The sequence below is a fragment of the Amaricoccus sp. genome (genome assembly GCF_017993425.1).
Lineage (GTDB): Bacteria > Pseudomonadota > Alphaproteobacteria > Rhodobacterales > Rhodobacteraceae > Amaricoccus.
The window spans coordinates 36,961-55,938 of record NZ_JAGOMQ010000016.1 but is presented as its reverse complement, the minus strand read 5'-3'; the positions used below and the strand labels follow the sequence as shown (position 1 = coordinate 55,938).

The window sequence follows — 18,978 nt, the reverse complement described above, 5'->3', positions numbered from 1 at the left end:
CGGTGGCGTTGCAGCGGCGGCGGGATCGCCGGCGGGGCCCGGCGCCTTGCCGGCGTCGGCGCGCGCGCTAGCCTCCGCGCGATGGAGCGACAGCTTGACCTGAGGACGGGGCGGCCGGTCTGGATGGCCTACCGCGCGCCGCGCGTGCTGACGGCGCGGCTGACGCGGGACGTGGCGGCGGACGTGCTCGTCGTCGGCATGGGCATCTCCGGGGCGATGGCCGCGGAGGCGCTGACCGCCGAGCGGCTGTCCGTCATCATGATCGACCGGCGCGGGCCGCTCCGCGGCTCGACGCCCGCGACGACGGCCTTGGTGCAGTTCGAGATCGACACGCCGCTGACCGGGCTCGGCGGGATGCTGGGCGCCGAGGTGGCGGCGCGGGCCTGGGCGCGCTCGCGCCTCGCCGTGGCGGCCCTGAAGGCGCGGATCGAGACGCTGGGGATCGCCTGCGACCTCGCCGAGCGCGCCTCGCTCTACCTCGCCGGCAACCTGCTGACCGGCGCCGCGCTCCGCGCCGAGGCGGAGGCGCGCCGCGCGATCGGGCTCCATGCCGACTACCTGACCGCCGCCCCCCTGCGCGAGGCCTGGGGGATCGAGCGCGAGGGGGCGATCGTCAGCCGCGGCAACCTCGCCCTCGACCCGCGCAAGCTGACGGCGCGCCTCCTCCTCGCCGCGCTGGCCCGGGGCGCGCGGGCCTATGCGCCGGCCGAGGCCGTCGCCTTCGAGGCGGGGCGGAGCGGCGTCGCCGTGGCGACCGCGGGCGGGCCGGTGATCTCGGTCGGCCATGTCGTGCTCGCCACCGGCTACGAGCTGGCCGGGCCGGCGCCGGGCAAGGGGCACGAGGTGATCTCGACCTGGGCGATGGCGACGCGGCGGCAGCGGCGCCGGCTCTGGCCCGGGGAGGCGTTCATGTGGGAGGCGTCCGAGCCTTATCTCTACCTGCGCGCCACGCCGGACGGGCGGGTGATCTGCGGCGGCGAGGACGAGCCCTTCGAGGACGAGGCGCGGCGCGACGCGGCGATCCCCGACAAGGTGGCGCGGATCTCGGCGAAGCTGTCGCGGCTCCTGCCCGGGATCGACGCGACGCCGGAATTCGCCTGGGCCGGGGCCTTCGGGACGACGACGACCGGGCTGCCGCGGATCGGGCCGGTGCCCGCTTCGCCGCGGCTCTTCGCGGTGATGGGCTACGGCGGCAACGGGGTGACCTTCTCGCGCCTCGCCGCGGAGCTCGCCGTGGCCTGGGCGACCGGGCGCGAGGACCGCGACGCCGGGCTCTTCGCCTTCCCCGACTGAGCCGCCCCCTCGGCCCGAGGCCGGCGCGCGCCGGGGCTCGATTCCCGGCCGGGGACAGGGCAGTCGCCCCGCGAACGCGAGGGTCAGCCGAGGGTGAGGCCCATCACCACCATCATCAGGCCGAGGGCGGCGGCGGCGACGGAGGCGAGGTTGACGGCGACCAGGCGTTGCAGGCGGGCGCGGGCGACCTCGGGGGCGGGCTTGTCGCGGCGGATGGCGTAGCCGGTGCGGATGCAGTGGCCGAGGCCGGCGAGGCCGGCGGCGACGACGACGATCCCGAGGACGACGAGCGCGGTCATGGGCCGCCCCATAGGCCGGGCGCGGCGCGGGCGCAACCCGCGCTTGCCCGGGCCGGGGCCGGCCGGTAGAACCCCGGCCGAACTCCCCCGGGGACAGGATTCCATGGAAGACATCGTCGAGGACGAGGGCGCGACCGTCCAGTACAAGGTCACCGCCGCCGAGCTGCGCCAGCTCGTCGAGCGCATCGAGCGGCTGGAGGCCGAGAAGAAGGCCATCGCCGAGCAGGCCAAGGAGGTCCTCGCCGAGGCGCGGGGGCGCGGCTACGACGTCAAGGTGCTGAAGAAGCTGATCGCGCTCCGCAAGCGCGAGCCGCAGGACGTGAGCGAGGAGGAGGCGATCCTCCAGCTCTACCGCGAAGCGCTCGGCATGTGAGCGCGCTGCCCCCCATCGCGGCCCCGGACGCGGCGCGCAGCCGGACGATGCGCGCGGTGCGGGGGCGCGACACGGGGCCGGAGATGGCGGTGCGGCGGCTGCTCCACGCCATGGGCTACCGGTTCCGCCTGCACCGGGCCGACCTGCCGGGGACGCCGGACCTGGTGTTTCCCGGGCGGCGGGCGGCGGTCTTCGTGCATGGCTGCTTCTGGCACGGCCACGACTGCGCCCGGGGGGCGCGGGCGCCGCGGCGGAACGCGGAATACTGGGCGGCGAAGATCGAGCGGAACCGGGCGCGCGACGCGGCGGCGGCGGCGGCGCTGGCGGCGGGCGGGTGGCGGAGCCTCGTGGTGTGGGAATGCGGGCTGCGGGACCGCGCCGGGCTGGCGGCGGGGCTCGCGGCGTTCCTCGGACCGCCGGGGCGGGCGGGGTGAGCGGCGAGGCCCCAGCCCGGCGGGTGCGGGCGCTGGGGCGGTTCCTGCGCCGGCCCTACTACGTGCTGCGGCCGCGGCTCTGGGGGCAGCCGCTGCCGATCCTCGACGACCGCAGCATGGTGTCGCGGGCCGGGCGCTATGTGTATCTCCGGGTGCCGAAGGCGGCGAACAGCACGGTGTTCCGGGCGCTGGCGGAGCGGTTTCCCGAGCCCGGGGTGAGCCTCGACGACCTCGCCGCCGCCAAGACCCGGGTGACGCATCTGGGCGACCTGCGGCTGCGCGACCTGCCGGCCTTGCGGGGGTATCTGATCTTCACCGTGGTGCGCGACCCCTATGCGCGGACGCTCTCGGCTTACCTCAACAAGTTCCGCGAGGGCGACAAGCATCTCGACCGCTTCGGCGAGCGGGTGGCCGGGTTCGACGGGGGACGGGTGAGCTTCCGCGGCTTCTGCCGCTATCTCGCGGCGGGGGGCGAGGCGGAGAACGCCCACTGGATGCGGCAGACCCGGATCACCGGCCTCGCCGACCGGCTCGACATCGTCGGGCGGGTGGAGACGCTGGACGCCGACCTCGCGCGCATCCTCGCGGCGATCGGCGCGCCCGGCGGCGCCGTCGAGCGGGCGGGGCCGCCGCCCACCGGCGCGACGGCGCGGATCGCGGAGCATTACGACGCCGAGACCCGGCGGATCGTCGAGGCGGTCTATGCGGCCGATTTCGCCGCCTTCGGGTATCCGCGGCTCGGGGGGTGACGCCGCCGCCCGCGAACTTCGCACATGTGCGAAGGGGGCATGTGACTGATAATAAACGAGAGTCATGATTCTGTAACCCCGTGCGAGGCGGCCTCGGCGTGTCGCGAGCGGGCAGTCTCGCCGATGGCCACGCCGCCGACGCCGAAGGAGGCGGCGCGGACGACGTTCACCTTGTGGCGCCTGCGGGGCCGGGGCGGTTTCATTGTGCGATGCAGCGTGATATGTTGCATATGCGAAGGTGGGCGCGCGGAAGCGCGCGAAACCGAAAAACGGAGAGAGCAGACATGACCCATCACGACGCCCCGGCGCGGCTGCGCGCCGTGCTGGAGGAGGAGCTCGGCGAGCACCGCCTCCTTGCCCAGCTTCCCGCCAGCGAGATCGAGGCCCTGGCCGAGCGGCTCGCCCGCGCCATCGAGCCGGTGGTCTTCCCGGCCGAGGTCGCGCAGCGCAGCGCGGCCTGACTGGTGAGGCCGGGGAACAGCCTCGGACGCACGTTCGGTCCCCGGTAGCCGGCCGACCGAAGCGGGCTTGCCCGCGAGGCCACGGCGCGACAAGCGAAAGCACGGCTTTCGCCGCGCCGACGGCTGGAGCGCGGTGGCGCGGAGGCCGTCAGGGGTTCAGATTTCCCCGTTGCGCGCAATCCGTCCGTGAGCGCCCCGGCGAGCGCGGAATCGCGCTCGCCCCCCGAGGGGCGATCGCGGACGGATTTGCCACGGGTCAAATCCGTCTGGCGTCACCGGCGCGACCTGCTTCCGGCCGGGCGTTTTCCTTCCGCGACGCTGCCCGACTACGGCCCCGCCGCCGCGGCGAGCTCGTCGGCGAGGCGGCGGGTCTCGGCGGCGCGGGGCCGGGCGAGGCCGGCGAGGAGCAGGTAGGCGACCGGCGTGACGTAGAGCGTCGCCAGCGTGGCGATGCCGAGGCCGCCGACGATCATCCAGCCGAGCGCCTCGCGCGCCTCCGCCCCCGCCCCGTGGGCGAAGATCAGCGGCACGCCGCCGAGCACCGTCGCCGCCATCGTCATCATCACCGGGCGGAGGCGGATCAGCGTGCCCTGCTCGATCGCCTCGCGCACGGAGCGGCCGTCGTCGCGCAACTGGTCGGCGAACTCGACGATCAGGATGCCGTTCTTCGCCATCACCCCGGCGAGGAGCACGATGCCGATCTGGCTGTAGAGGTTGAGGCTCGTCCCGGTCATCAGCAGCGCGAACACCGCGCAGGCGAGGCCGAGCGGCACCGTCGCCATGACGATGACGGCGCTGACGAAGCTCTCGAACTGCGCCGCGAGCACCAGGAACACCACGAGGATCGCCACGCCGAAGGTCACGAGGAGGGCGGAGTTGGTCTCCGCGAGCGTCGCCGCCTCGGCGAGCGGCACGATGCGCGTCCCCGCGGGCAGCACCTCGGCCGCCAGCCCCTCGGCGATGCCGAGCGCGTCGCCGAGCGCGACGCCCGGATGCAGCGTCGCGGTCACCGAGACGGCGCGGCTCTGCTGCTCGCGGCCGAGCTCCGGCGGCACGGCGCGCTCCTCGAGCGAGACGATGGTGGAGATCGGCGCCATGGCGCCCCCGGCGGTGCGCACGAAGATGTTCTCGAGGTCGGAGGGGTCGTTGACCGGCGTCGAGGTCGAGACCATGCGCACGTCGTAGCTCGCGTCGTCGATGAAGGCGGTGGCGACCTTGGCGCCGTCGAGCATTCCCTGCAGCGCCTGCCCCAGCCCGTCGATCTCGATCCCGAGGTCGGAGGCGCGGCGGCGGTCGACCTCGACGAAGAGCTGCGGCTGGTTCGGCTCGTAGCTGATCGAGACCTCGTCGAAGACGGACGCCTCCTGCCGCATCCGCTCGGCGAGCTTCTCGGCCTCGGCGGCGATGGCGGGGTAGCTCGAGCCGAGGACGGCGAATTGCAGGCCGCGCCCCGCCCCGCGGATGCCGAGCGAGTTCGGCTGGATGGCGAAGGCCTGGATGCCGACGACCTGGCGCATCGCGGCGTTCACGTCGGCGACGATCTCGGCCTGGCTGCGGGCGCGGTCGGCCCAGTCGGCGAGCGTCAGCACGATGAAGCCGCGGTTCGGCTGGTCGGCGACGCCGGCGATCAGGAAGACGTTGGTGACCTCGCCGGAGGCGCGCAGCGGCGCGATGCGGTCCTCGATCTCGGCCATGCGGGCGGTGGTGTAGTCGAGCGAGACGCCCTGCGGCGCGGTGACCGAGGCGAGCGCCACGGCGCGGTCCTCGGGCGGGGTCAGCTCGCGCTTCACCGACCCGAAGGCGAGCCAGGCGGTGGCGGCGAGGAGCGCGCAGACGGCGATCACCACCAGCGGCGCGCCGAGCGCCCAGTGCAGCGTGCGCCGGTAGAACGCGGCCAGCGCCCGGCCGAGCGCGGCGACCGGGCCGCCGCGCGGCGCGATGTCGGCCTCGCGCAGGAAGCGCGCCGCCATGACCGGGCAGAGCGTCAGCGCCACCAGCGCGGAGAGCACGACGGAGATGGCGAGCGTGAAGCCGAACTCGCGGAAGAGCCCGCCCGCCTGCCCGGGCAGGAACGAGATCGGCACGAAGACCGCCGCGAGCGTCGCGGTGGTGGCGACGACGGCGAAGAACACCTGCCGCGTGCCGATCACCGCGGCGGCGCGCGGGCCCATGCCCCCGGCGCGGCGGCGGACGATGTTCTCGATGACGACGATGGCGTCGTCGACGACGAGGCCGGTGGCGAGGACGAGGGCGAGGAGGGTGAGGATGTTGACCGAGAAGCCGACGAGGTAGATCGCCGCGAAGGTCCCGATCAGCGCCACCGGGATCGAGACGGCGGGGATCAGCGTGGCGCGCCAGTCGCGCAGGAAGAGGTAGATCACCGCGATCACGATCGCCACGGCGAAGGCGAGGGCGAGGGCCACCTCGCGGATCGCCCCGGTGATGAAGGTCGCCTCGTCGGAGGTGACGAAGACGCTGACGTCCTCGGGCAGGATGCGGTTCAGCTCGTCCACCGCGGCGCGGACGCCGGCGGAGATGTCGAGGGTGTTCGACTGCGCCTGCCGCACGATGCCGAGGCCGATCCCGGTCTCGCCGTTGGCGCGCAGGATCGAGGCGCCGGGGTCGGGGCCGAGGGTGACGCTGGCGACGTCGCCGATGGTGACGCCGTCGCGGACGACGATCGCCTCGAACTCCTCGGGCGTCGCCACGGCGGCGACGGCGCGCACCACGATGCTCTGGTCGCGGCTGGAGATCTCGCCGGCGGGCGAGTCGAAGGCGGCGTTCGCCAGCGCCGCGCGCAGCTCGGCGAGGGTGAGGCCGCGGCTCGCCATCTGGCGCTGGTCGATGTCGACGCGGAATTGCAGCTCGCGGGCGCCGTTCACCTGCACGTCGGCGACGCCGGGGACGGCGATCAGCCGGTCCTCGATGTCGTTCTCCACCATCTCGGTCAGCTCGGCGACGCTGCGGCGGGGCGAGGTGACGCCGATGCGCATCACCGCGTCGGCGTTGTCGTCGGCCTTGACGATGCGCGGGTCCTCGGCCTCGTCGGGCAGCGTGTTGCGGATGCGGGCCACGGCGTCGCGGGCGTCGGTGGCCGCGACGTCGAGGTCGACGTCGTCGCCGAACTCGGCGGTGACGCGGCTGCGGCCGAAGCGCGAGGTGGAGGAGATGGACCTCACGCCCTGGACGCGGCCCATGGCGCCCTCGACGGGCGCGGTGACCTCGCGGTCGATGGTCTCGGGCGAGGCGCCGTCGAACTGGGTGGTGACGGTCAGCACCGGGCGGTCGACGTCCGGCAGCTCGCGGATCTCGACGCCGAGGAGGCTGGCGAGGCCGGCGATGACGATCAGCGCCGAGAGCACGAAGGCGAGGATCGGCCGCCGCACGAAGAGCGCGACGCCGCCGCCCGCCTGCGGGGGCGCGGGATCGCGGGCGCCGCTCATCCGCCGGAGGCCGCGGGGGCGGCGGCCGCCTCGGCCTCGCCCGGGCGGGGCGGCTTGGCCTCGCCCGGGCCGGGCGGCTTGGGGTCGACCGGGCGGGGCGGCTCGGGGTCGCCGACGAAGCGCAGCGCCGCCCCCTCGCGCAGGCGCTGGACGCCGTCGGTGACGACGCGCTCGCCCGGGGCGAGGGCGCCGGCGACGAGGGCGGTCTCGCCGCCGCGCTGGACGACGCGGACGGGGATGCGGACGGCGCGGGCGTCGCGGCCGACCCAGACATAGGCGCCGTCGCCGTCCCATTGCACGGCGAGGGCGTCGACCTCGGGGAAGGGGTCGCCGTCGAGGCGGATGTCGATCGAGAACGCCATGCCGGAGCGCAGGCGGTCGTCCTCGTTCGGCAGCGCGGCCTGCACGCGGAGGGTGCGGCTCGTCGGGTCGATGCGGTTGTCGAGCGCGGTGACCCGGCCGGTCAGGATCAGGTCGGGGCGGGCGAGGGGGGTGGCGGTCACCTCGGCGCCGATGTCGAGGAGGCCGACGACGCGCTCGGGGACGCGGAACTCGACGAGGAGGCTGGAGCGGTCCTCGATGGTGGCGATCTCGTCGCCGGTGTCGACCTGGGCGCCGACCTGGAGCGGCAGCAGCCCGACGATGCCGGCGATGGGGGCGAGGATGGCGCGGCGGTCGAGGGCGACGGCGGCGTCGCGCTGCTCGAGGCGGGCGCGCTCCAGCGCCAGCCGGGCCTCGCGCTCCTGCACGTCGGTGGCCGCGCCGTTGCCGCGGAGGCGGGCGACGCGCGCGTAGGTCGCCTCGGCGTCCTCGGCGAGGAGGCTGGCGCGCTCGAGCGCGATCTCCTCGAGGTCGCTGTCGAGCCGGGCGACGGGGTCGCCGGGGGCGACGACGGCGCCGGCCGCGACCTCGATGGCGACGAGCCGGCCGGAATCGAGGGGCTTCACCGCGACGGAGCGCAGCGCCTGGCCGTCGCCGATCGCCGAGACGCGGGCGTTGGCGCGGCCCTCGCCGACCGGCGCGCCGGCGACGAGGACGGGCCCGCCGGCGGCGCCCCGGCCGAAGCCGCCGGCGCCGCCCTCGGGGGCGGGGGCGGCGGCGCGGGTGGGCAGGCCGAGGCGGGCGAGGAGGGGCACGGCCTCCGGCATCCACCAGGCCCAGCCGACGACGGCGGCCGCGACGATGGCCAGCGCGAGCGCGAGCTGCTTGCCGAGGTGCATTCCGTCTCCGTTCCGGCCGCGGGGCCGCGCGCCCGAGTTTAGCCTGCGGGCACGAAAAGGGAACCGATCCGCGATCACGTCGCCGTCGCCCCCAAAAAGGAAACGCGCGGCGGGGCGGGTTCCGTCGCCGCTGCGCCCGGCGAAATGGCTCCCGTCTCGCGCCGCCTCGGCCGGAGCGCCGGTCTACGCGCCCCGCCCGCAGGACGTGTCTTCGGTTTGAACTTGGGATCGCCTCTGCGTAGCCTTGACCTCGGCGGTGACAAGGGGAGGCGAAGGTGCCGAGGTTCAAGCTGCACGCTCCCGGACCCTGGGGCGAAAAGAACGCCAATGACTACAGCTACTCGATGGTGATGGAAGTTGATGGTCGGGTGGAGCTGTCAGGTCAAGGCGGCTGGAATCCCGTCGATCTCGATTTCCCTGCTGACGGCGTTCCGATTGAGGCAGAGATCAACCAGGCTTTCGAGAACGTAACCTACATGCTCGACGCCGTAGGGCTCAGTTGGTCGAATGTCGCGCACGTGAACTCTTACCATACGCCCGAACCGGATGGGACTATTCTCGGGGCTACTGCGGAAATGGCGCGGCAGTTCCGCCTCCGAATGCCGAGCCACAGACCGATCTGGACCTGTCTGGGCGTGGCGGTGCTGGGCGATCCCAGGATGCGCGTCGAAATCCGGGTGACGGCCTTCAGAGAGTAGCGGCGGCCGCGCCCTGCTTCGCCGTCGGGACCGCGCAGGCCCGCTTCGGCGCAACGGCGGTCAAATTCAGACCGGGACGCTGCCCGTCCGCAATTGCGCGCTTGACCTCCGGGGCGACTGGGACAAACCTGTGGGCACCCATCTTTCGAGAGAGGCAAGGGGAGGCGACGATGAACGTTGATCTCTCGCGCCGCGGCTTCCTGAAGCTGACGGGCGGGGGCGTGGCGGCGACATCGCTCGGCGCGATGGGCTTCGGGGATGCGGAGGCCGCGGAGACGGCCCATGTCCGGGCCTTCAAGCTGACGAACACCACCGAGACCCGCAACATCTGCACCTACTGCTCGGTCGCCTGCGGGCTGATCATCTATTCCAGGGGCGACCTCCGGAAGGGCGAGACCGCCGAGATCGTCCATATCGAGGGCGACGTCGACCACCCGACCAACCGCGGCACGCTCTGCCCGAAGGGCGCGGCGCTGAAGGAGTTCGTCCATTCGCAGACCCGGCTGAGCCAGCCGATGCGGCGCGCCCCCGGCGCGACGGCCTTCGAGCCGATCACCTGGGACGAGGCGCTCGACAAGATCGCCCGCGCGCTGAAGGACGACCGCGACGCGAACCTCGTGACGCACAACGAGGCGGGCGTTCCGGTCAACCGCTGGACCACGACCGGCTTCCTCGCCGCTTCCGCAACGACGAACGAGACCGCCTGGACGACCACCAAGGTCGTGAAGGCGCTCGGCATCGCAGGTTTCGACAACCAGGCGCGCGTCTGACACGGCCCCACGGTGTCCAGTTTGGGCCCGAGCTTTGGCCGTGGAGCGATGACGAACTCCTGGACCGACATCAAGAACACCGACCTCGTCATCGTGATGGGGGGGAACGCCGCCGAGGCGCATCCGTGCGGCTTCAAGTGGGTGACCGAGGCCAAGGCGCATCGCGGCGCCAGGCTGATCGTCGTCGATCCGCGCTTCACCCGCACGGCCTCCGTGGCGGACTACTACGCCCCGATCCGTCCGGGCAGCGACATCGCCTGGCTGATGGGGATGATCCGCTGGTGCATCGAGAACGACAAGGTCCAGTGGGACTACGTCCGCAACTACACCAACGCCTCCCTGCTGGTGAAGGACGAGTTCGGCTGGTCGGACGGGCTCTTCACCGGCTACGACCCGGAGAAGCGGGACTATGACCGCAAGTCCTGGGACTACCAGATCGGCGAGGACGGCTTCGCGCTGACCGACCCGACGCTCGCGCATCCGCGCTGCGTCTGGAACCTGCTCAAGGCGCATGTCGATATCTACACGCCGGAGATGGTGGAGCGGATCTGCGGCACGCCCAAGGACAAGTTCCTGCACATCGCCGAGATGATCGGCGAGTGCTCGACGCCGACCAAGACCATGACGTCGATGTACGCGCTCGGCTGGACCCAGCACGCCAAGGGCGCGCAGAACATCCGCGGCATGGCGATGCTCCAGCTCATCCTCGGCAACATCGGGGTCCGGGGCGGCGGGATGAACGCGCTGCGCGGGCATTCCAACATCCAGGGCCTGACCGACGTCGGCCTGATGTCGAACCTGCTCCCCGGCTATCTCAACATGCCGACGGAGAAGGAGGTCGACTTCGAGACCTACATGTCGACGCGGGCCTTCAAGCCGCTGCGGCCGGGCCAGACGAGCTACTGGCAGAACTACAGGAAGTTCTTCGTCTCCTACATGAAGTCGATGTGGGGCGACACGGCGACCGCCGAGAACGACTGGAACTACGACTGGCTGACCAAGCTCGACGTGCCCAACTACGACATCCTGCGGATGTTCGAGCTGATGAACGAGGGCAAGGTCAACCTCTACTTCTGCCAGGGGTTCAACCCGATCCTCGCCTTCCCCAACCGGGGCAAGATCACGGCCGGGCTCGCCAGGCTGAAGCTCCTCGTCACCATGGACCCGCTCGAGACCGAGACGGCGCGGTTCTGGGAGAACCACGGCGACTTCAACGACGTGGACACCGCCGCGATCCAGACCGAGGTGATCCAGCTCCCGACCACCTGCTTCGCCGAGGACGAGGGCTCGATCACCAACTCCGGCCGCTGGCTGCAATGGTTCTGGGCCGCCGGCTCGCCCCCGGGCGAGGCCAGGCACGACATCTGGATCATGGCGCAGATCTTCCTGCGGGTGCGCGAGCTCTACCGCCAGGAAGGCGGCGTCTTCCCCGAGCCGGTGCTGAACCTGACCTGGGACTACGCCGACGAGGGAGAGCCCACGCCGGAGGAGCTGGCGCGCGAGCTGAACGGCCGCGCGCTCGCGCCGGTCATGGACACGACCGACCCGACCAAGGTCCTGGTGGAGCAGGGCAAGCAGGTGCTGAACTTCAGCCAGCTGCGCGACGACGGCACCACCACCTCCGGCTGCTGGATCTATTCCGGCTGCTGGAACGAGAACGGCAACAACATGGCGCGGCGGGACAACAACGATCCCGATGCGACCGGCGCCTATCTCAACTGGACCTGGGCCTGGCCGCTCAACCGGCGCATCCTCTACAACCGCGCCTCCTGCGACCTCGACGGCAAGCCCTGGGATCCCTCGCGCAAGCTCATCGAGTGGACCGGCGAGAAATGGGCCGGCTACGACGTGCCCGACATCGCGCTGACGGCCAAGCCGCGCGACGTCATGCCGTTCATCATGAACCCGGAGGGGGTCTCGCGCCTGTTCTCCCGGGGCATGATGCGCGACGGGCCGTTCCCGACCCACATGGAGCCCTTCGAGACGCCGGTCGCCAACGTCCTCAACCCGGAGATGGTCGGCAACCCGGTGGCGCGGGTGTTCAAGAGCGACGTGCCGACCTTCGCCGCGGCGGGCGATCCCGACTTCCCCTATGTCGGGACCTCCTACCGGCTGACCGAGCACTTCCACTACTGGACCAAGCACAACCGGGTGAACGCGGTGCTCCAGCCGGAGTTCTTCGTGGAGATCTCGGAGCAGCTCGCGGCCGAGAAGGGCGTCGCGGGCGGCGACTGGGTGCGCGTCTGGTCGAAGCGCGGCAGCGTCAAGGCCAAGGCGGTGGTGACCAAGCGGCTGAAGCCGCTGACCTGCGACGGCAAGACCGTGCATGTCGTCGGCATCCCGCTGCACTGGGGCTTCACCGGGGTGGCGCGCAAGGGCTTCGGCCCGAACTCGCTGACGCCGTTCGTCGGCGACGCCAACGTCGAGACGCCGGAGTTCAAGGCGTTCCTCGTCAACATCGAGAAGTCGACCGCGCCGAACGGAGGGCTGACGTCATGACCCTCGCGCCGGAGCCGCTCAGCGCCGTCACCAACCCCTCGGTCGAGGCGCTGGAATCCAATCTCGGGCCGGGGGACGTCGTCCGCCGGTCCGCGACGCTGGCGCGGGACCTGCCCGCGCCGACGCGCCAGCTCACCGAGGTGGCGAAGCTGATCGACGTCTCGAAATGCATCGGCTGCAAGGCCTGCCAGTCGGCCTGCATCGAGTGGAACGACACCCACCCGGAGGTCGGCTTCAACACCGGCTCCTACCAGAACCCGCCGGACCTCTCGCCCGAGATGTTCACGCTGATGCGGTTCACCGAGTGGGAGAACGACGAGACCGGCAACCTCGAATGGCTGATCCGCAAGGACGGCTGCATGCATTGCGCCGATCCGGGCTGCCTCAAGGCCTGCCCGTCCCCCGGCGCGATCGTGCAGTACTCGAACGGGATCGTCGACTTCATCCACGAGAACTGCATCGGCTGCGGCTATTGCGTCTCCGGCTGCCCGTTCGACATCCCGCGGGTCTCCAAGACCACCCACGTCGCCTACAAGTGCACGCTCTGCTCCGACCGCGTGGCCGTGGGCGACGGGCCGGCCTGCGCCAAGGCCTGCCCGACGCAGTGCATCACCTTCGGGCCGAAGGAGGAGATGATCGCCCATGCCGGGGAGCGCATCGAGGACCTGAGGTCGCGGGGCTTCGAGAACGCCGGGCTCTACGATCCCCCCGGGGTGGGGGGGACGCATGTCATGTACGTCCTGCACCATGCCGACCGGCCGGAGATCTACGCCGGCCTGCCGGCCGATCCGCGGATCTCGCCGGTGGTCGAGGCGTGGAAGGGCGTCACCAAGACCGTGGGCCTCGCCGCGATGGGGCTCCTCGCCGTGGGCGCGACGCTCCACGGCTTCTTCGCCCGGCCGAACGAGGTCACCGAGCATGACCGCGACGAGGCCGAGCGGCTGGTGGAGCGGGAGGACCGGGTCTGATGGAGCGGGTCTATTCCCAGTCCGGCGACCGGATCGAGACGATCGAGCCGGTCGCGGTGCGGCGCTACGGGCCGTGGACGCGCGGGAACCACTGGCTGACCGCCGCCTGCCTGGTCCTCCTGCTGATCTCGGGGCTCGGGTTCTTCCACCCGTCGCTCTTCTTCCTGACCGGGCTCTTCGGCGGCGGGCAGACGGCGCGGGTGATCCATCCCTGGATCGGGGTGGTGCTCTTCGCGAGCTTCTTCGTGCTGTTCTGCCGGATGGTGCGGCTGAACCTGCCGAGGCGCGAGGACGGGGTCTGGCTCGCCCGCGGCAAGGACGTGCTGGCCGGCAACGAGGAGGCGCTGCCCGAGCTCGGCAAGTACAACGCCGGGCAGAAGATCGTGTTCTGGGCGATGACGTTCCTGATCGTCGTGCTGATCGTCACCGGCGTGATGATGTGGGAGCGCTACTTCGACGGGCTGGTCTCGATCCCGGTCCGGCGGGTGGCGACCATGGTCCACGCGATCGCCGCGGTGCTGATCATCTGCACCTGGATCGTCCACGTCTACGCGGCGATCTGGACCCGCGGCACGATCAGCGCGATGACGCGCGGCACGGTGTCGGGCGGCTGGGCCTGGCGGCACCACCGCAAGTGGCTGCGGGAACTGGCCCGACTCGACCGCGCCGGGCCGGCAGAGTAGCGGGCGGAGACGCCATACGTTTCCCGGCGGCACGGTCAGTCCCCCGACAGCGCCCGCCGGGCGACATGCGCATGTCACCCGGCTCGACGCGGAGCGGCCGGGGCGGGGAGGGCGGAACTGCAAAGTGAGTCGCACGGCGCCGCGAAATGCGGCGCTGATAACGATGCAATGAATTTCACCGTTCATATTCAAAATATTTCGAAATATATTTGCGCGCAATTCAGTTTCTCGCAATCAGGCGAGCGTTCGCCAGGCGACACGCAGCAAGATCGCCTCGGTCCTCGCTTTGTCGACGCCTTGGGCCGCCGATCCCCATCGGTCAGACAGGCGGATAAGGCCGACCCCACTCCTGGCCGGAATGGCTCGACTCGACCGCGTCGGGCCGGCAGAGTAGGGGCCCCGCCACCCGTGGCCGGTCCGGCCCGGAGGAGACGATGACGACCGACCTTCGCCCCGACCCTTCCAAGCTCGGGGCGATCCCCGTGCCGCCCTTCGCGATCCTGCCCGACCCGGGCCGCGTCTTCGCGCGCCGCGCCGAGCGGCTGGAGCATCTGGCGAAGGAGAGCCGGCTCGCGCCCTATCTGCGCTTCCTCGCGGCGCTCGCCCGGGTGCAGGCGGATCTCGCCGCCGCGCCGGCCGCGCCGCCGCCGGAGGCCCAGACGGCGCGGGCGCGGGAGAGCGGGATGCCGCCGCTCGACCGCACGGCGCTCGCCACGGACCCGGAGCTTTCCGCCACGCTCGACGCGCTGCTCGACGCGGCGGCGGCGATCGCCATGCCCGATCCCGCCCGCCTCGCGCTCGAGGCGGTGCGCGCCGCCGACGACGGGACCCGCGCCTGGCTCTTCGGCGCCGTGCTCGCCCATGACGTGCCCGTCGAGGACGCCGCCGTGCATCTCTGGGCCGCGGCCGCCGTGCAGACGCTGGCCGCCCGCCGCGCCGCCGCGCTCGACGCCGGGCGGCTCGTCCCGGTCCGGGTCGGCGTCTGCCCCTGCTGCGGCGGCCTGCCGGCGACCTCGCTCGTCCTCGGGACGCTGCGCATCGAGGGGGCCCGCTACGCCGTCTGCGCCACCTGCGCCACGCTCTGGAACGAGGTGCGGGTGAAGTGCCTCGCCTGCGGCTCCACCAAGGGCATCGGCTTCCGGTCCTTCTCCGACGAGTCGGTCATCAAGGCCGAGGTCTGCGACGAATGCGGCTCCTGGGTGAAGATCCTCTACCAGAACAAGGACGCCGCGCTCGACCCCCTCGCCGACGACGTCGCCTCGCTCGGCCTCGACGCGCGGATGCGCGAGACGGAATACCGCCGGGCCGGGTTCGACCCGTTCCTCGTCGGCTTCTGAGCGCCGTCACACTACACGACAGTGGAGAGAAATATCGGTCGGGAGGGTGCGGGACGGTGAAGCCAGACGGATTTGACCCGTGGCGAATCCGTCCGCGATCGCCCCTGCGGGGGGCGAGCGCGTTGCCGCGCTCGCCGGGGCGATCACGGCCGGATTGCGCGGTGCGTGGAAATCTGGACCCCCCACGGCCTCCGCGCCAATGCGCTCCGGCCGTCGGCGCGGCGAAAGCCGTGCTTTCGCTCGTCGCGCCGCAGCCTCGCGGGCAGAGCCCGCTTCGGTCGGGGCGAGCGCCGCAGCCTCGGGCGGCGACCGGCTCCTGTCGTGCAGTGTGGACCGCCGTGAGTCCGCCAAACCGGCTCTATATATTTCAATGGCTTGGTGAATATTCACGCGTGAACACCTCGCTTCGGCCCGCGCGATCCGCCCGCGCGGACCGCGCTCCCCGGGGCCCGCGCCGATGACCGACCGCCGCGCGCTGCCCTCCGTCGACCGCTTCCTGCGCTCCGACGCCGCCGCTCCGCTCATCGAGGCGCATGGCCGCGCCCGCGTCACCGAGGCGGTGCGGGCGATCCTCGCCGCGACCCGCGCCGGCGCGCCCGCGCCCGCCGATCTCGCCGCCGCCGTCGCCGCCCGCCTCGACGCTCCGCGGGGGCTGCGGCCGGTCCTCAACCTGACGGGCGTCGTCCTCCACACCAACCTCGGCCGGGCCCTCCTCGCCGAGGCCGCGGTCGAGGCGGCGGCGCAGGCGATGCGCGCCCCCGCCGCGCTGGAGCTCGACCTCGCCACCGGGCGCCGCGGCGAGCGCGACGCCCACCTGCGCGACCTCCTGCGCGCGCTGACCGGGGCCGAGGACGCCACCGTCGTCAACAACAACGCCGCCGCCGTGCTGATCGCGCTCGCCGCCACCGCTGCGGGGCGGGACGCCATCGTCTCGCGCGGCGAGTTGATCGAGATCGGCGGCGCCTTCCGGATGCCCGACATCATGGAGGCCGCCGGCGTCCGCCTGCACGAGGTCGGCACCACCAACCGCACCCACCTCCGCGACTACCGCCGCGCCATCGGCCCGGAGACGGCGCTGATCCTCAAGGTCCACCCCTCGAACTACCGCATCGAGGGCTTCACCGCCGAGGCCGCCGCGCCCGACCTTTACGAGCTCGCGCAGGAGGCGGGCATCCCGCTCCTCAACGACCTCGGCTCCGGCACCCTCATCGACCTGCGCGCCTTCGGCCTGCCCGGCGAGCCGACGGTGCGCGAGGCGGTCCGCCACGCCGACCTCGTCACCTTCTCCGGCGACAAGCTCCTCGGCGGCCCGCAGGCCGGGTTCATCGTCGGCCGGGCCGACCTGATCGACGACATCAACCGCCACCCGCTGAAGCGCGCGCTGCGCATCGACAAGGTCCGTCTCGCCGCGCTGGAGGCGACGCTGCGCCTCTACCTCGACCCCGACCGCCTCGCCGGGCGCCTGCCGACGCTGCGCCATCTCGCCCGCCCGGCGGCGGAGATCGCCGCCCAGGCCGCCCGGCTCGCCCCCGCGGCGGCGCAGCGCCTCGGCCTCCCCGTCGCCCCCTGCGCCTGCGCGAGCCAGGTCGGCTCGGGCGCCGCGCCGGTCGACACGCTCCCCTCGGCCGGCCTGCGGATCGCGGCGCCGGACCCCGAGGCGCTCGCCGCCCGCCTGCGCGCCGGCGCCCGGCCCGTGCTCGGGCGCCTGCGCGACGGCGCGGTCGTCCTCGACCTGCGCTGCCTCGAGCCCGCCGACGAGGCCGCCTTCCTCGCGGCGCTCCCCGGCCCATGATCGTCGGGACCGCCGGCCACATCGACCACGGCAAGACCGCGCTGGTGAAGGCGCTGACCGGCGTCGACGCCGACCGGCTGGAGGAGGAGAAGCGCCGCGGCATCACCATCGAGCTCGGCTTCGCCTATGCCGACCTCGGGGCCGGCCGGCCGACGGGCTTCGTCGACGTGCCCGGCCACGAGCGGCTGATCCACACCATGCTCGCCGGGGCCGGCGGCATCGACTTCGTGCTGCTGGTCGTCGCCGCCGCCGACGGGCCGATGCCGCAGACCCGCGAGCACCTCGCCATCCTCGACCTCCTCGGCCTCGATCGCGGGGCCGTGGCGCTGACCAAGGCCGACCTCGCCGACCCCGCGCGCCGCGCCGCGGTCGAGGCGCAGATCCGGGACCTCCTCGCGCCCACCGGGCTCGCCGGGGCGCCGGTCCTGCCGGTCTCCGTCGTGACCGGCGAGGGCGTGGGCGCGCTGCGGGCGCTCCTCGCCGCCGCGGAGGTCGCCACCGCCGCGCGCGGCCTTGCCGGGCGGCTGCGGCTGCCGGTCGACCGCGCCTTCACGCTGGCGGGCGCGGGGGCCGTGGTGACCGGGACGCTGCTCTCCGGGACCGTCGCGCCGGGCGACGCGGTGACGCTGTCGCCCTCCGGCCTCGCCGCGCGGGTCCGCTCGGTCCATGCCCAGAACCGCCCGGTCGAGCGGGGCCTCGCCGGCCAGCGCTGCGCGCTGAACCTCGCGGGCGAGGGCGTCGGCAAGGACGCGATCTCGCGCGGCGACGTCGTGGTCGACCCCGCGCTCCACGCGCCGACCGACCGCGTCGACGCGGTGCTGCGGCTCCTCCCGGAGGCGCGCCCGCTCGCGGCGCCGACGCCCGCGCATCTCCATGTCGGCGCGGTCGAGGTCGGCGTGCGGGTCGTGCCGCTCGGCGGGCCGATCGAGCCCGGGGCGAGCGGGCCGGTGCAGCTCGTGCTCGAGCGGCCGGTCGCGGTCGCGGTCCACGACCGCTTCATCCTGCGCGACGTCTCGGCGCGGCGCACCCTCGGCGGCGGGCGCCTGCTCGACCTGCGGCCGCCGGCGCGCCATCGCCGCGCCCCGGAGCGGCTGGCGCTCCTCGCCGCCGCCGCCGAGCCGGACCCGGCCCGGGCGCTCGCCGCGCTGCTGGCGCTCGCGCCCGTCGAGATCGCCGCCTTCGTGCGCGACCGGGCGCTGGCGCCGGCCGAAGCCGAGGCGGCGCTGGCGGCGTGCGACCCCGTGGCGCTCGCCGGGCTCGCGGTGGGGCGGGCCGAGCACGGCGCCTTGCGGGCGCAGACCGCGGAGGCGCTGGCGGCGTTTCACGAGGAGAATCCCGAGCTTCAGGGCCTCGGGCGCGAGCGGCTCCGCCTCGCGCTGCGGCCGCGGCTGTCGCGCGGGCCGTTCCTCGCCTTCCTGCACGCGGAGGCGGAAGCGGGCCGGATCGCGCTCGACGGGGCCTTCGTGCGGCTGCCCGGCCACGAGGCGCGGCTCTCCGCCGAGGACGCGGCGCTCTGGGAGGCGATCGCGCCCGGCCTCGGCGGCGCGGTCCGCTTCCGGCCGCCGCGGGTGCGCGACATCGCCGGCGCGACCGGCGTCGACGAGCGCGAGATCCGCCGGGTGCTGAAGCTCTGCGGCCGGATGGGCCGGGTCGACCAGATCGCCCACGACCATTTCTTCCTGCGCGCCACCACCGCCGAGATGGTGGCGATCGCCGCCGACGTCGGCGCGGGCGCCGAGCGGGGCTGGTTCACCGCGGCGCAGTTCCGCGACCGCATGGACAACGGCCGCAAGGTGGCCATCCAGATCCTCGACTTCCTCGACCGCAACGGCGTCACCATCCGCCGCGGCGACCTGCGGCGCGTCAACCCGCCGCGGCTGGACCTCTTCGGCGGGCCGCCTGCTGGGGACGGCGGCGGCGGGGGTCGTTGACAGGCGGCGCGCGGCCGCGCAGGCTGTC

The 18,978-nt window shown here is 73.2% G+C and carries 15 protein-coding genes; 12 read left to right on the top strand and 3 right to left on the bottom strand.

The genetic code is table 11. From position 1 onward, the window contains the following. The first annotated feature begins 81 nt into the window (after window positions 1-81). The gene (locus tag KBB57_RS09595) at window positions 82-1,293 is read left to right on the top strand and encodes an FAD-binding oxidoreductase (protein WP_290749189.1); all 1,212 of its coding nucleotides are present in this window, start codon (window positions 82-84) and stop codon (window positions 1,291-1,293) included. Between the two features lie 83 nt (window positions 1,294-1,376). On the opposite strand, the gene KBB57_RS09590 is transcribed toward KBB57_RS09595, so the two are convergent. After that, complete coding sequence (locus tag KBB57_RS09590; RefSeq protein ID WP_290749187.1) at window positions 1,377-1,592, bottom strand: hypothetical protein; 216 nt, start codon at window positions 1,590-1,592, stop codon at window positions 1,377-1,379. Between the two features lie 103 nt (window positions 1,593-1,695). Here KBB57_RS09590 and KBB57_RS09585 point away from each other — a divergent pair, with 103 nt between their 5' ends. From KBB57_RS09585 to KBB57_RS09570, 4 genes are all read left to right on the top strand, one after another. Next, window positions 1,696-1,965 carry a DUF2312 domain-containing protein gene (locus KBB57_RS09585; RefSeq protein WP_290749185.1) on the top strand — a complete coding sequence of 90 codons (270 nt, stop codon included), beginning with the start codon at window positions 1,696-1,698 and terminating at the stop codon, window positions 1,963-1,965. Continuing rightward, entirely contained in the window at window positions 1,962-2,399 is a 438-nt protein-coding gene (locus KBB57_RS09580) for a very short patch repair endonuclease (protein ID WP_367272671.1), read from the top strand. The genes KBB57_RS09585 and KBB57_RS09580 overlap by 4 nt, the downstream gene beginning before the upstream one ends. Beyond that, a complete protein-coding gene (locus KBB57_RS09575; RefSeq protein WP_290749182.1) occupies window positions 2,396-3,148 on the top strand; it encodes a sulfotransferase family protein in 753 nt (250 codons plus the stop codon). The genes KBB57_RS09580 and KBB57_RS09575 overlap by 4 nt, the downstream gene beginning before the upstream one ends. Before the next feature lie 284 nt (window positions 3,149-3,432). Then, window positions 3,433-3,609 (top strand): hypothetical protein, encoded by a 177-nt coding sequence (locus KBB57_RS09570; protein WP_290749180.1) that lies wholly within the window; start codon window positions 3,433-3,435, stop codon window positions 3,607-3,609. 326 nt (window positions 3,610-3,935) lie between these two features. On the opposite strand, the gene KBB57_RS09565 is transcribed toward KBB57_RS09570, so the two are convergent. Together KBB57_RS09565 and KBB57_RS09560 are read right to left on the bottom strand one after the other, a co-directional pair. Continuing rightward, window positions 3,936-7,052 carry an efflux RND transporter permease subunit gene (locus tag KBB57_RS09565; RefSeq protein ID WP_290749179.1) on the bottom strand — a complete coding sequence of 1,039 codons (3,117 nt, stop codon included), beginning with the start codon at window positions 7,050-7,052 and terminating at the stop codon, window positions 3,936-3,938. Beyond that, the gene (locus KBB57_RS09560; RefSeq protein WP_290749176.1) at window positions 7,049-8,272 is read right to left on the bottom strand and encodes an efflux RND transporter periplasmic adaptor subunit; all 1,224 of its coding nucleotides are present in this window, start codon (window positions 8,270-8,272) and stop codon (window positions 7,049-7,051) included. The genes KBB57_RS09565 and KBB57_RS09560 overlap by 4 nt, the downstream gene beginning before the upstream one ends. 275 nt (window positions 8,273-8,547) lie before the next feature. Between KBB57_RS09560 and KBB57_RS09555 the strand changes: the two genes are divergently transcribed. The 7 genes from KBB57_RS09555 (at window position 8,548) to selB (ending at window position 18,950) form a co-directional block, all read left to right on the top strand. Further along, complete coding sequence (locus KBB57_RS09555; protein WP_290749173.1) at window positions 8,548-8,970, top strand: Rid family hydrolase; 423 nt, start codon at window positions 8,548-8,550, stop codon at window positions 8,968-8,970. 170 nt (window positions 8,971-9,140) lie between these two features. Beyond that, complete coding sequence (gene fdnG / locus KBB57_RS09550) at window positions 9,141-12,239, top strand: formate dehydrogenase-N subunit alpha (protein ID WP_290749170.1); 3,099 nt, start codon at window positions 9,141-9,143, stop codon at window positions 12,237-12,239. Beyond that, entirely contained in the window at window positions 12,236-13,207 is a 972-nt protein-coding gene (gene fdxH, locus KBB57_RS09545) for a formate dehydrogenase subunit beta (RefSeq protein WP_290749167.1), read from the top strand. The genes fdnG and fdxH overlap by 4 nt, the downstream gene beginning before the upstream one ends. Continuing rightward, window positions 13,207-13,890, top strand: coding sequence for a formate dehydrogenase subunit gamma (locus KBB57_RS09540; protein WP_290749165.1), 684 nt, complete (start codon window positions 13,207-13,209; stop codon window positions 13,888-13,890). Before fdxH ends, KBB57_RS09540 begins: the two co-directional genes overlap by 1 nt. Window positions 13,891-14,324: 434 nt before the next feature. Next, window positions 14,325-15,227, top strand: a complete 903-nt coding sequence (fdhE, locus tag KBB57_RS09535) for a formate dehydrogenase accessory protein FdhE (RefSeq protein WP_290749162.1) — start codon at window positions 14,325-14,327, stop codon at window positions 15,225-15,227. A gap of 457 nt (window positions 15,228-15,684) precedes the next feature. Beyond that, entirely contained in the window at window positions 15,685-17,019 is a 1,335-nt protein-coding gene (gene selA / locus KBB57_RS09530) for an L-seryl-tRNA(Sec) selenium transferase (RefSeq protein WP_290749158.1), read from the top strand. Then, window positions 17,016-18,950 carry a selenocysteine-specific translation elongation factor gene (selB, locus tag KBB57_RS09525; RefSeq protein ID WP_290749154.1) on the top strand — a complete coding sequence of 645 codons (1,935 nt, stop codon included), beginning with the start codon at window positions 17,016-17,018 and terminating at the stop codon, window positions 18,948-18,950. The genes selA and selB overlap by 4 nt, the downstream gene beginning before the upstream one ends. The last annotated feature ends 28 nt before the right edge of the window (window positions 18,951-18,978 follow it).

Coding starts and splice junctions, on each gene's coding strand:
- fdxH (WP_290749167.1), top strand. CDS start 12,236: ATGACCCTCGCGCCGGAGCCGCTCAGCGCCGTCACCAACCCCTCGGTC.
- KBB57_RS09540 (WP_290749165.1), top strand. CDS start 13,207: ATGGAGCGGGTCTATTCCCAGTCCGGCGACCGGATCGAGACGATCGAG.
- KBB57_RS09590 (WP_290749187.1), bottom strand. CDS start 1,592: ATGACCGCGCTCGTCGTCCTCGGGATCGTCGTCGTCGCCGCCGGCCTC.
- KBB57_RS09570 (WP_290749180.1), top strand. CDS start 3,433: ATGACCCATCACGACGCCCCGGCGCGGCTGCGCGCCGTGCTGGAGGAG.
- fdhE (WP_290749162.1), top strand. CDS start 14,325: ATGACGACCGACCTTCGCCCCGACCCTTCCAAGCTCGGGGCGATCCCC.
- KBB57_RS09565 (WP_290749179.1), bottom strand. CDS start 7,052: ATGAGCGGCGCCCGCGATCCCGCGCCCCCGCAGGCGGGCGGCGGCGTC.
- selA (WP_290749158.1), top strand. CDS start 15,685: ATGACCGACCGCCGCGCGCTGCCCTCCGTCGACCGCTTCCTGCGCTCC.
- selB (WP_290749154.1), top strand. CDS start 17,016: ATGATCGTCGGGACCGCCGGCCACATCGACCACGGCAAGACCGCGCTG.
- KBB57_RS09585 (WP_290749185.1), top strand. CDS start 1,696: ATGGAAGACATCGTCGAGGACGAGGGCGCGACCGTCCAGTACAAGGTC.
- KBB57_RS09560 (WP_290749176.1), bottom strand. CDS start 8,272: ATGCACCTCGGCAAGCAGCTCGCGCTCGCGCTGGCCATCGTCGCGGCC.
- KBB57_RS09595 (WP_290749189.1), top strand. CDS start 82: ATGGAGCGACAGCTTGACCTGAGGACGGGGCGGCCGGTCTGGATGGCC.